We start from the raw sequence: 13,171 nt of genomic DNA, 5'->3' as shown, positions 1-13,171 counted from the left end.
GATTTAAAAATGAAAAAACGCGTAATTTTAGGGACATTAGTCGCTGCAACGTTATTAATGACTGCTTGTGGAAACAGCGAAGCAACTACGAAAAGCGAGAGCAAAGGTGGAAGTAATGCTTTAGTCGTTTCAACTTTCGGATTAAGTGAAGATATTGTCAAAAAAGACATTATCGCTCCGTTTGAAAAAGAGAATGAAGCGAAAGTTACCTTAGAAGTAGGCAATAGCGCAGACCGCTTTACGAAATTAAAAAATAATCCCAATGCGGGAATTGATGTCATTGAATTAGCACAAGCAAATGCAGCACAAGGTGGAAAAGAAGGGTTATTTGAAAAAATTACAGAAAAAGAAGTACCTAATTTAAGTCAGTTAACGCCGGGAGCAAAAGAGGTTTTTGAAAGTGGTGCTGGCGTACCAATCGCTGTAAACAGTATCGGGATTGTTTACAACAAAGAAAAATTAGGCAAAGAAATTAAGAACTGGGATGACTTATGGTCAGCTGATTTGAAAGGTAAAATTTCTGTTCCAGACGTTGCCACGACGGCAGGTCCTTTAATGTTATACGTTGCCAGTGAACATGCTGGTCAAGATATTACAAAAGATAACGGGAAGGCCGCTTTTGAAGCGATGAAAGAATTAAAACCAAACGTTGTTAAAACGTATTCAAAATCGTCAGACTTAGCTAATATGTTCCAATCTGGTGAAATTGAAGCAGCTGTGGTTGCTGATTTTGCGGTTGATATTATTCAAGGCGCAGCAGAAAACGTGACGTATGTCGTCCCAGAAAGCGGCACGTATGCCAACTATAATACAGTCAATATTCCTAAAAAAGCACAAAACAAAGAAACCGCCTTTAAATTTGTTAACGCACGGATTAGTGAAGAATCACAAAAGGCCAAAGCGATTTCATTAAATGAAGGACCTACAAATCAACAAGTAACGTTAAGCGAAAAAGAAGCGAAAAATAAAACATATGGTGCCATTGCCGAACGTGCCAAAACAGTCGATTTTAATTTTATTAATAGTCAACTAGCGGATTGGATTGATCAATGGAATCGGACGATGAATCAATAGTTTTAGAAAAGAGGGACAAAATGAACGTCGATGTATTACTAAAAAATGTGTGGCTGTATCAAACAGTCACTCAAACATTCGTTCAACGAAATGTTGCGATTAAAAATGATAAATTTTATTACATTTATGAAGAAGAGAACGTCAATTTGCAGCCCAAAAAAACAATTAATGCCGAGAATCAATGGATGATTCCCGGCTTAATTGATGCACACATGCATATTGAAAGTTCCATGACGACACCTACTATTTTTTCCAAAGCAGTAGTGCGTTACGGTGTGACAACGGTGATTGCCGATGCCCATGAAATGGCTAACGTATTTGGCTTAGAAGGCTTAAAAGCTTTTATGGCCGCTGAAACAGAACTAGATATCTTTCACGCAATTCCTTCTTCAGTTCCTTCGACCACTCCCGAATTAGAAACAACTGGTGGGATTATCGGCTTAGCAGAAGTAGCAGAATTACTCAAAGAACCAAAAGTGATTTGTTTAGGGGAAGCCATGAATTTTAAAGGGATTTCCTATGAGCCAGATTCTTTAATTCGTCAAATTATCGATTTGTGCCAAAAACAACGACCAACCATGCCTTTAGAAGGCCACTGTCCTAAAATCGAAGATCAAGAGTTAGCAGATTTTCTATATAGCGGTATCACTTCAGATCATACCCATCAATTTCCTAAAACGTTAAAAGAAAAAATTGAAGCGGGCGTCTTTATTCAATTTCAAAATAAATCAATCACTCCTGAAAACATTCAGGTGATAGTAGACAATGACTTCTACAATTATGCAAGTATTATCACGGATGACGTGATGGCTGATGATTTGCTAAAAGGTCATCTAAATGAAAATGTCAAAAAAGCCGTTCATGCAGGATTGCCTATCGAAAAAGCCATTTATATGGCAACTTATACGCCGGCCAAACGAATGGGTCTCCATGATCGTGGCGAAATTGCACCTGGTAAAAAAGCTGACTTTTTGTTATTAAATGACTTAGAAAGTTTTGATATTAATACGGTTTATAAATCTGGAAAGGTCGTTTTTGAAAAAGGCGAGCCCTTCCATTATCCAGAAAAAATCGAAGAGTTTCCAGCCACTTATCAACAAACCATCCAATGTAAAAGGTTAACAGAAGAAGATTTACTTTTAAAGGTGGCTACAACAAAAGAAACAGTTCGTTGTAATGTGATTCAAAAACAAGAAATTGGCACATTTACAGAGCGAATTACAAAAGAAATTCCTGTTGAAAATGGATTGTTGCAATGGCAAAAAGCCAACTGTGCCTTATTAATTGTGATGGAACGTTACGGAAAAAATGGCAATATTTCTTTTTCTTTAATGGATCAACCCCTTTCCGAGAAAGGAGCCATTGCGACAACCTGGGCCCATGATCATCATAATTTAATGGTGATGGGTAATACGATTGAGGATATTCTGTTAGTGCAGAATGAATTATTAGCGATGCAAGGCGGCTATTTGGTTGCTTCGGATCAGCAAGTGATGGCAACTTGTCCTTTACCAATTGGTGGGATTTTATCGCAAGCACCGATTGAACAATTAGGCGCTTCTTTACAAAAAGTTCGACAAGCTATGCAAGCGTTAGGCTATCAAAATATGAATGAAATCATGTCCTTTTCCACACTATCATTGCCTGTCTCGCCAGCCATTAAAGTGACAGATTTTGGGATGATGGATACGAAGTCACAACGTTTCTATCCATTAGTTTTTCCAGAGGATGGAGTTCTTTTGCATGAAAACACTCATTAAAAATGTGCATATACTAACAATGGATGAGCAATTTTCAGAAATCAAAGCCGGCTATTTAGTGATTGAAGAAGACACAATTGTGGAATTAGCATCAATGACCACACTTGATGAAAAGCGAGTGGCTGCAAATCAAGTAATCGATGGCCAAAATGGAATTTTAATACCTGGGATGATTAACACCCATACCCATGCAGGCATGATTCCGTTTCGTTCGTTAGGAGACGATGTGCCAGATCGACTCCGGCGTTTTCTTTTTCCATTAGAACAATTCATGACAAAAGAATTAGTAGGATGCAGTAGTGATTATGCAATTGCTGAAATGTTACTGAGTGGTATTACGAGCTTTTGTGATATGTATTATTTTGAAGATGAAATTGCTAAAAGTTGTGAAAAAATGAGTGTTCGTGCTTTGCTCGGAGAGACGATCATTGATATGCCCACTTGTGATAGTCCAGAACCTTCAGGCGGTCTTTTTTACGCGGAAACCTTTATTCGCAAGTGGCAAGGCCATCCGTTGATTACGCCTATACTTGCGCCACATGCACCGAATACCAATTCACCAGAAGTGTTGGCGAAAATTATTGAACTTAGTCGGCAATACCAAGTTCCTGTGACCATGCACGTTGCTGAAATGACTTATGAAATGGCTGAGTTTGAAAAAGCCTATCAAAAAACACCAATTGCTTTCTTAGAAGAACTGGGTTATTTGAGCGAGCCGTTTATTTTAGCGCATTGTATTTTGGCAACAGATGAAGATCTTGCGAGTTTAGCTGCTACTAATGGAAAAGCGCGTGTCGCTCATTGTATCGGTGCGAATACTAAATCAGCCAAAGGCGTAGCGCCGATTAAGCAAATGCTTGATCAAGGGATTATTGTCGGTTTAGGCACGGATGGACCTAGTAGTGGGAATACATTAGATTTATTCACCCAAATGCGTATGGTTGCGAATTTTCATAAGACAGCACACCAAGATCGCTCTTTGTTTCCTGCTAAAGAAATTGTTTATCTGGCAACGATGGGGGGCGCTAAAACGTTAGGCTTGGCGGAGCAAGTCGGCTCATTGGAAGTGGGCAAAAAAGCGGATATAACATTAATTGAAACGCAATCAGTTAATATGTTTCCGATTTTTGATGCCTATTCAGCGTTGGTTTATTCAGCAAATGCTAGCAATGTTGAAGCCGTTTGGGTGAACGGTCAACAGTTAGTTGCCAATAAAGAATTACAACAAGCTAATCTCAAAGAAATCAAGGAAAAATTATATCAGGCCATGAATACGTTTGTGAAAGAAGCTAAAAAAAGAGCAGCTCTCTAAACAGAACAAGTAGGACGTATCGGATTGATTAAATAACGCTGGATTGACGTTTAGTGATTCAGGTTCTAATAGAGCGCAGACAAACTTTTAATGAAAGAGTTGTCTGTGTTCTTTTTTGTTATAAACATTTTTCTTTTTCTATATATATTTTTAAGGTAAGTTGTATTATAGTAAGTTTGAGAAGATGAGAATGAGAGGAAAAGCAATGAATATACAACGGTTTATAGAAAAACGCAAAGCACGTGGTTTGTCGCAAAGTGAATTAGCTAAAGGGATTTGTACGCAAGTTACGGTTAGTCGCTTTGAAAAGAATGGTCAAGTCCCAACTTTAAAAATATTGATCCAACTATGTAATCGTTTAGAGCTACCTTTGGGGGAACTCTTCCCGCGCGTAGGTATTAAACAACCTGAAATTCTTGAAAAAATGGAAGAAGCAGAATTCTTCTTGATTACCAGCGAACATGACCAATTGCAAACAATTTTAAAAAATATTCCTTTTGATGAAATCAAAGATTCCCAACTGTTATTAGAATATTATTATTTACAAGGCTTTGTCATGATTTTTCAAAATGCTTCGTTGATGGATTGCTTATTTACCTTTGAAAAACTTCTGTTTGAAGAGCAAAAATACACGAGCGATATTTACCGTTTGTTAGCTTTTACTGGAATTGGCATGGCCTATGCCAAAGAAGGCGAAATTGAGAAAGCCGAATTTTATTTCAATAAGGTCTTCAAGGAAATTTATCTTTATACTATTCAATCAATGGAAGATACTTGGCGAGTATTAAATGTTGTCTTTCACTGTGGTGTTTTTTATGCAGAAAAAGGCGATTTAGAAACAAGTGATGCTTTGTTAGAGTATGCGATTTCCATCTGTTCTGATAATCACGTCACGTATTACTTGGCAAGAGCAGCTTTCCAGCTTGCGAAAAATGCCTTAGCTGAAGAAAAGCCGCAAGAGCAAATTTTAGAACTACTACAAGATGCCCGCGCGTATGCAAAAATCAATAAAAATCGCATCTTGTTGGAAGCAATTCAAACATTGAAAGAAACAATTTTATCTAAGAATAATTAGTTTATATAGAAAATTATATATTTATTTTCAAAATATAATAAAAAAAGCGTTTTTTAAAAGAGTTCAAGACACGTTACGACCTTAAATGAAAATTTTAAGGTCGTTATTTTATATAAAAAAATATATAAACGACTTGACTGGCATCAAATAAAGGCGTATGATTCATTTGTGAATAAATGTGAAATAAAACACAATCTTTCGTGGAGAGGAAGTCTTGAGGTGCAACAAAGTCAAACTATTTATTTGATGGGCACAGTAATAGATGTATTTGTAGACCATGAAGAACCTGAAAAAATTCTAGAAGAAGTGCATCAACGATTGATCACTTATGAACAACGCTTTAGTGCAAATGATTCAACTTCGGAACTGATGGCTGTCAATCAACAAGCTGGGCAAAAACCAGTCAGCGTTCATCCAGAGTTGTATCAATTAATTGCATTAGGGAAAAAACATAGTTGTGATCCAGCTAGTCATTTGAATGTTACCATTGGCCCGTTAGTTCAAACATGGCGAATCGGTTTTAAAGATGCCCGTGTCCCGTCAGAAGAGGAAATTAAAGCCTGTTTGAAAAAAATTAATCCAGAAAAGATTCACTTAAATCCCTTAAAACAAACGGTTTTTTTGGAAGAAGAAGGAATGAAATTAGATCTGGGGGCTTTAGCAAAAGGCTATATCGCTGATTTACTAATTGCCTATTTGAAAGAAGTCCATGTGACGTCTGCTTTGATTAATCTGGGCGGCAATATTGTGACGTTGGGGCCCTCTACGCATCAAAACAAAAAATGGCGAATTGGTATTCGCAATCCGCAAGAATCCAGAGAAACAATCAGCTTACTTGTCGAAGTGGCTAATCAATCGGTTGTGACGTCGGGCATTTATGAAAGAAGTTTATCCGAAGCTGGGCGATTCTATCACCATCTGTTGGATCCGACAACCGGTTACCCATTGGAAACTGAAATGGCCAGCATCACAATTATCTCGGATGCTTCAGTGGATGGTGAGATTTGGACAACGCGTTTATTTGGTTATCCAATTCCAGAAGCGCTTGAAATCCTCAATCAACTAGATGGGATTGAAGGAGTCATCATTACACAAGACCAGCAAATTTTATATAGCAGCGGGTTAGCAGATACTCTTCACATTATCCATTCATAGAACCGAAAAAGAAAGGACAGCTCATTATGAAAAAAATTATCGGCTTAGTAGGAACGAACTCAGAGCAATCAACCAATCGTCAACTTTTGCAATTTATGCAACACTATTTTGCGCAGGAGGCTGACATTGAACTAGTTGAAATTGTTGACTTTCCTATGTTTAACAAGCCAGAAGACAAAGTTTTGCCAGAAATAGTTAAAACGGTTGCTGAAAAAATTGAAGCAGCAGATGGCGTCATTATCAGTACGCCTGAATATGACCATGCGGTGCCGGCTTCTTTGATGAATGCCCTAAGTTGGTTATCTTACGGGATTTTTCCGTTTGTTGATAAACCAGTTATGATTACTGGTGCATCCTATGGCACGTTAGGTTCCTCTAGAGCACAAGCGCATCTGCGTCAAATTTTAGATGCTCCTGAATTGAAAGCACGAATTATGCCAAGCTCTGAATTTCTATTAGCGCATTCCTTACAAGCTTTTGATGAAAACAATGCGTTAAAAGATTCAGAACAAATAGATAAACTAGCTGGTCTGTTTGCAGATTTTTGTGTATTTATTGAAATTACAGAACAGCTGAAACATGCGCATGCGCAAAATAAAAAAGAAGCAGAAAATTTCTCATGGGAAACGATTTAACGAAATGGAGTGAATAAAATGAAATTAATTGGGATCGTCGGATCAAACGCTGATTCTTCTTATAATCGGTTACTACTGCAATATATTGGCAAAGAGTTTTATAAAATGTTCGACTTGGAAATTTTAGAAATTAAAGATATTCCAATGTTTAATCAAAGTAAGGATCAAACGAACAGTGTCTTGATTCAGAATATGAATCGCAAAATTTTACAAGCAGACGGCGTAATTATTGCGACGCCCGAACATAACCATACCATTCCTGCCGGTTTGAAAAGTGTGTTAGAATGGTTATCATTCAAAATTCATCCGCTGGAAAATAAACCAGTAATGATTGTTGGTTGCTCTTATTATGATCAAGGAACCTCGCGTGCGCAATTACATCTCCGTCAAATTCTTGATGCACCTGGTGTCAATGCAATCGTGATGCCTGGGAACGAGTTTTTATTAGGAAAAGCGAAAGAAGCATTTGATGAAAACGGCAACTTAATTGCGGAGGGAACACGTCAATTTTTAGAAAGCACATTACAAAAATTCGTGGAATTCATTGATGTGATTTCAAAATTAGAAGGGGCTAAGCCAAAAGACTTACCTGAAGATTTACATGCAAAAGGAACCATTGAAACAACGATCGAAGGGGTTGATATGGCAGCAGATGATTGGGTAGAACAAGCAGCAGAAGCGGTTCAGGCTGTGGAAGGCGACACATACGTAAAATTAGATCGAGGCATTTTAACCGTAGATCAGCTAAATTATTTCTTAAAATCAATGCCAATGGAATTGACTTATGCAGACAGTAACAATCAATTTTTATATTACAATAAAAAAATGGCTGCTGAAGAAATGTTTGCTAAACGGCAACCAGGACAAGTTGGTAATCCATTAGCGAATTGCCATCCGCCAAAAGCATTGAAAAATGTAGAATGGGTGATTCAACAATTACGGTCAGGAAAAACAGATGCTATTCGCGTTCATGTTCCAATGCACGGACCAGATACCTATGTAGTGCATAATTATCAAGCGATGTATGATGATAATGGAAATTACGCGGGAATTAATGAGTATATTTTAGACTTTAAACCAATTGTTGATTGGTATTTAAAACAAACTGGGCAAGAATTAGTCGGTGGAAAAAACGTCGATGCAGTCAGTGGTGCCTCCAAAAAAGAAGCGCCAGAAACGGCAGATAGTGTCTCAAGTGCATCAGTCCATGAAGAAGAGTCAGCGACCGAAAAGCCAACAGTTGACAGCGTTTCTAGCGCTTCAATTAAAGAGTAAAATAACAGCAAAAAATAGCGGCAACAAGTAGTCATACTGTATTCAGATTAGCAATGCCAAATGAGGACTTTTATTGACAGAAGCTGATACTTAAAAGAGTAAGAACTTTATAGGAAGATAGTATAGAAGACGAACCAAAAGTTTCAATCATTTTTGACGAATAGGCTAGAAAAGAAACAGAAAATTAGTCAAACAAATCAGCTTTTCTTTAAATTTAAAGTAAAAAAATAACAAAAAAAGCCTCCTTGGTGACGCAAGGGGGCTTTTTTTGGTTAAAATAATACTTTTCTATGAAGATTCCTAAATATTGAAAGAATCATTTTTAAATTTGTGGAAAAAATAAGCAAGATTGACACTCACGTCTTGTTAAAAAAATAGATACTTAAGGCGTGATAGTTTGGAGTTGAAAATGTGACTACTTTGTTAGATGAATTATTAGACCAAGAATTCCGAGATAAATTACTTATTTATCAAACTTTTATGAATAGTGAAGGTCCATTATTAAAAGAAGAATTTTATGGATATTTTGATTTATCCACTCAAAAGTTAGAATCGTTGTGTCGTCAAATAAATTATGAATGTACACAGATTTCTTCAAGGAGTCAAATTCTTTTTCCAGCTAAAGGACTGATTAGTGCGCAAAAATTATCGCAAATTGATTATCAAGCCTTAAGAAAATATTATTTTGATCAATCACTAATGGCCAAGTTGCTTCTTGATGTGGGCCTCTATCAAAAGCACACGATTCAAGAATTTTCTCAAATTCATTTTATGAGCAAAAGCAAAATTTATGCCTTCTCGTATAAACTAAATCTGATTTTAGCTAATTGGCGTATTAAATTAAAGTCAACAGGCTTGGTTGGAGAAGAGAAAAATATCCGAAGTTTTTGTTTTCAATGCTTGTATTATTTTTATGGAAGTAATCAAGAAAGGCTGCCTAACATTTTGCTGGAAAATAGTCCTGGTATTAAACAATTTATAAACGATCTACAATTGATGTATCAAAGAACGTTTAGTCTTAATCAAAGCGCACAACTATTTATTCTTTTAACGATTCAACGTTTTCGTGTATTTTCTGATCATGTAGTGGACTCTTTTACGGAAGTTCATGTGCCTAGCTGTTTACAGCATGCGTTTGAAAAAATTTATACAAGCGAAACCCCTCTTTTTAAAGAGGATTTTGGCAAAGAGACTTCATATATTTTTCTTTTTTTAAGTTTAAATGAATACATTGATAGTCCGATTGTTTTTCCAGATAAGTTAACCATGTTAGACGAATTTATTGATCATATGAATAGTGTTATTCCTTTCTTTGAAAAGCGAATTACGGTGGAAACAAAAGAAAAATTAAAGTTGATTTGTTATCGCTGGGACCGCCTATACTTTTCAGTGGCTGCATTTCTTCCCGCCAAGCAGAGCAGTTTCTTTGAAGAGCGGTTTCCTCAAATTCATCGCGCCTTAGATGGTTTTATACAAAAGACAGAGTCGCTGTATCAAAAACGATTTTTAATGTATGAACGCGTGCATCTATACTATGATTTTATGTTTTGTTTGTTAAATGATCGGTCTTTTTGCGCAATTGAAAAAACGATTCATGTATTTGTTGATTTTTCTGGTGGGGAGGATTATAACCGCTTTATTGCAAAAATTATTGCTTCTTTCAATTATATGGATGTGATGATTGATCACAAATTAACCTTAGAAACCGATTTGTATTTGTCCGATTTTTATAGTTCGAAAGTACGGTGTCGTCAATTGACATGGCGTCATTTGCCGGAAACAAAAGATTGGCAAGTATTTGCTGAGGTGGTCAGAGAACTAAGAAAGGGAGAGACTCAGAAAAATGAGCACTATGAGAGAGACCCAATCGAGATGTGGCGAGAACAAGAATACGAAGGATAGTCAATTGAGACAAGCAGTTAACTATAAAGACTTAACTGGTCAAAAGTTTGGTGAGTTGACAGTAGTAGCACCAACGGTAAAAAGAAAAGAAGGGCTAATTGTTTGGACCTGTCGCTGTTCTTGTGGGAGCTATACAGAAGCTTCAAGAAGACAACTAATTCGTGGGTATCGAACCAAATGTGCGCACCATCGCTATCAAACAATGTTGAAAAAAAACTATCATGAATTAGTCGTGGTACGGATCGAAAGTATTCAACAGACAATGAAAGCGTATTGTCTGTGTTCGTGCGGACAATCTTGCTGGGTTCGCTGTGAAAATTTGTTGAATGGCCATACCAAAAGTTGCGGTCATCGTAAAAAGAAGGATTACCGACAAAGAGTTGCTGGCGTAATTCCAGGGAAGTTACAAAGTAAACGCCCCAAAAATAATAGCAGTGGACACAAAGGGGTGAGCCAGACCGCTTCTGGGAAATGGCTGGCTTATATCTCTTTGAAAGGCAAGCGCCATAACTTAGGTATCTTTACGAAAAAAAGTGAAGCAATTTTAGCAAGAAAATTAGCAGAACGTCGTCTATTTCAACCAATTTTACAACAAGAAATAGTGACTACAAATAAGGAAGTTTAGCAACAGAGAGGATGCGAAAGATGTTAGCAGGCTTATTTTCAGTAACTGGAATGATTTTATTGGGGATTTTATTTTGCTTAATTGGTTATCAAACGTTTCGAAAACATCATCATTAAGAGAAGAATGTTCTAGCTAGATAATTTCATCGACAGATGAAATTATCTAGCTTTTTTTATAAAAAAGCTAAGAAAAGGATAAGAGATTGTGGAAATTCTTTAGGTTGTTTAACAAAGCCTTAATTTCCTTTGTTTTAGATTGTGGTTAAGAAGATTTTTCTCTATACTAAGTCTTCGGAAATCAAAGAAAAGAAAGGAGCGAGTGATGTGGTTAAAAAAATTGGTTTAAGTATAATGCTCTTATTTTTTTTCTTAATTATCGCACTCCCAATCTATGCGTGGAAGATTGAGCCGAATTTAGTTCACGTTAATCAGGTGACTTTGGGAAAGAAAAATCAACGAGAACCATTGAATGTTGTGCAACTTTCGGATATACAAGTTTCAGAATTTTATGAGACGAAGCGGTTAGATAAAGTCATAAAAAAAGTTAATCGTGAAAAACCAGATATTATCGTTTTTACAGGTGATTTATTTGACAATTATGCCAAAAATCCGCAACAAAAAGAACCGATGATTGAAAAGTTAAAACAGTTGCAAGCGACAATTGGAAAATATGCAGTTTGGGGAAATCATGATTATGGTGGCGGTGCTTCTGCGGTGTATGATGAAGTCATGGAGGCCAGTGGCTTTACCGTTATGAAAAACCAAGGAGAAACAGTAACCTTAGCAGATGGACGCCGTCTTTTTATTGGTGGTTTAGATGACTCGTTATTAGGAAATCCTTCCGTTTCAGAAACATTATCCTATCGAGAAACGTATGACTATGCGTTATTAATGACCCATGAACCAGATGTCGCGGATGCATTTGTTGGTACGGGTACACAGTTAGTTTTAGCAGGACATAGCCATGGCGGACAAATTTGGATTCCTTTTTATCCAATCACAAATGTTTTAGCAGAAAAGTATACCAGAGGATTGTATCAGTTGGACCAAGAAACGCAACTATATGTTAATACAGGCTTAGGAACGACCGCCATTCATGCCCGTTTTGGGGTGATCCCTGAAATTACACATTTTACTATCTATATTTAAAAAGTCTGGTCAATCCGACCAGACTTTTTTCTGTTATTTAACAGAATTATTTTTAAGAAAAAGGTGTTCATATTTTGGTGAAACGTTTCTATAAAATGCTTTAAAATATCTAGAAAAGAGTATTTTTATGGAAAAAGAATCAGGGAAAATAATTTCTTTATAAATGGTCTATAGCGCTTTTTAATGCTGTTATTTTTAAATAAAACCGTAATGTAAGGGTTTACAACTGTTTGAAGTGAATGTATAATCTGTTTGTAGAAACGTTTCACTAAAAAGAAAGGAACCCTGCTTATGAAAAAACTAAAAAAGTTTTATGATCAGCGGCAATTGCATTGGATGGTACTTCCGGGTGTAGCATTCATGATTGTCTTTAACTACATTCCAATTTATGGAATTATCATTGCTTTTAAAAATTATACGATTGTTGATACGGTTTCTTCTGCACCATGGGTTGGACTTGAAAATTTTCGAATCATTATGGAAGATAGTTTTTTTTGGGAAGCAGTTCGTAATACCTTAGCGATTAGTTTAATGAAACTTTTTTTAGGATTCGCTATTCCGATTATCTTAGCGGTAATGATTTTTGAAATGAGAGATGGACATTTAAAAAAAGTGATTCAGACAATTTCTTATATTCCGCACTTTTTTTCTTGGATCGTTTTAGGCGGGATGTTGATTTCGTGGCTTTCAACAAATGGCTTTATCAACCAAGTCATGATGTCGTTAGGCTTAATGAATCAGGGCGTCAATCATTTGTTAGATCCTGATAAGTATTGGTGGATTGCTGTTCTTTCTGATTTGTGGAAAGAAGTAGGTTGGGGCACGATTCTCTATCTTGCTGGCATGTCTCGTATTGATCCAACGTTTTATGAAGCGGCGAGAATTGATGGTGCTTCAAAATTAACACAAATCCGAACGATTACTTTGCCCTTATTAGCGCCGATTATTTCGTTGAACTTAATTCTAAATGTTAGCGGTTTATTGGGATCGAACTTAGATCAAACGTTGGTTTTAATGAATGCTCAAAACCAAAACAAATCAGAAGTAATTAATTCATTTGTTTATCGTATGGGGCTAACGCAAGGGGACTTTTCTTATGCGACGGCAGTTGGTTTAGGGATTTCTGTTATTTCAATTGTTTTATTAGTCATTACAGATCGCATTACTAGAAAAATGAACAATGGTCGGTCGGTTATTTTATAAAGGAGGC

Annotated in this window: 11 protein-coding genes; all 11 read left to right on the top strand. The window is 36.5% G+C overall.

The window, feature by feature from the left end:
* Positions 1 to 9: 9 nt before the first annotated feature.
* The 11 genes from IGL80_RS08885 to IGL80_RS08835 all read left to right on the top strand — a co-directional run bounded on the left by IGL80_RS08885 (position 10) and on the right by IGL80_RS08835 (position 13,164).
* Positions 10 to 1,074 (top strand): ABC transporter substrate-binding protein, encoded by a 1,065-nt coding sequence (locus IGL80_RS08885; protein ID WP_002357914.1) that lies wholly within the window; start codon positions 10 to 12, stop codon positions 1,072 to 1,074.
* Positions 1,050 to 2,834, top strand: coding sequence for an adenine deaminase (locus IGL80_RS08880; protein WP_002404488.1), 1,785 nt, complete (start codon positions 1,050 to 1,052; stop codon positions 2,832 to 2,834). Before IGL80_RS08885 ends, IGL80_RS08880 begins: the two co-directional genes overlap by 25 nt.
* A complete protein-coding gene (locus IGL80_RS08875) occupies positions 2,818 to 4,146 on the top strand; it encodes an amidohydrolase (protein WP_085366469.1) in 1,329 nt (442 codons plus the stop codon). The genes IGL80_RS08880 and IGL80_RS08875 overlap by 17 nt, the downstream gene beginning before the upstream one ends.
* Positions 4,147 to 4,330: 184 nt before the next feature.
* Positions 4,331 to 5,221: a helix-turn-helix domain-containing protein gene (locus tag IGL80_RS08870; protein WP_002382193.1), complete on the top strand. Its 891-nt coding sequence runs from the start codon at positions 4,331 to 4,333 to the stop codon at positions 5,219 to 5,221.
* Between the two features lie 219 nt (positions 5,222 to 5,440).
* Positions 5,441 to 6,376 (top strand): FAD:protein FMN transferase, encoded by a 936-nt coding sequence (locus tag IGL80_RS08865; RefSeq protein ID WP_010708229.1) that lies wholly within the window; start codon positions 5,441 to 5,443, stop codon positions 6,374 to 6,376.
* A gap of 26 nt (positions 6,377 to 6,402) precedes the next feature.
* Positions 6,403 to 7,011, top strand: a complete 609-nt coding sequence (locus IGL80_RS08860; protein ID WP_002357907.1) for an NADPH-dependent FMN reductase — start codon at positions 6,403 to 6,405, stop codon at positions 7,009 to 7,011.
* A gap of 18 nt (positions 7,012 to 7,029) precedes the next feature.
* Entirely contained in the window at positions 7,030 to 8,286 is a 1,257-nt protein-coding gene (locus IGL80_RS08855; RefSeq protein ID WP_002360528.1) for an NADPH-dependent oxidoreductase, read from the top strand.
* A gap of 411 nt (positions 8,287 to 8,697) precedes the next feature.
* Positions 8,698 to 10,188 (top strand): helix-turn-helix domain-containing protein, encoded by a 1,491-nt coding sequence (locus tag IGL80_RS08850; RefSeq protein ID WP_002360527.1) that lies wholly within the window; start codon positions 8,698 to 8,700, stop codon positions 10,186 to 10,188.
* Complete coding sequence (locus tag IGL80_RS08845; protein ID WP_002404492.1) at positions 10,139 to 10,813, top strand: AP2 domain-containing protein; 675 nt, start codon at positions 10,139 to 10,141, stop codon at positions 10,811 to 10,813. Before IGL80_RS08850 ends, IGL80_RS08845 begins: the two co-directional genes overlap by 50 nt.
* Before the next feature lie 257 nt (positions 10,814 to 11,070).
* Positions 11,071 to 11,961 (top strand): metallophosphoesterase, encoded by an 891-nt coding sequence (locus IGL80_RS08840; RefSeq protein ID WP_002384670.1) that lies wholly within the window; start codon positions 11,071 to 11,073, stop codon positions 11,959 to 11,961.
* Positions 11,962 to 12,252: 291 nt separating this feature from the next.
* Positions 12,253 to 13,164, top strand: a complete 912-nt coding sequence (locus IGL80_RS08835; protein ID WP_002382199.1) for an ABC transporter permease — start codon at positions 12,253 to 12,255, stop codon at positions 13,162 to 13,164.
* The last annotated feature ends 7 nt before the right edge of the window (positions 13,165 to 13,171 follow it).

Origin of the sequence: Enterococcus sp. DIV2467a (assembly GCF_050532945.1) — a bacterium.
In the GTDB taxonomy this organism is placed as follows: domain Bacteria; phylum Bacillota; class Bacilli; order Lactobacillales; family Enterococcaceae; genus Enterococcus; species Enterococcus faecalis.
Note: the sequence above shows the minus strand (reverse complement) of the source record. Positions and strands in the feature narration are given on the sequence as shown.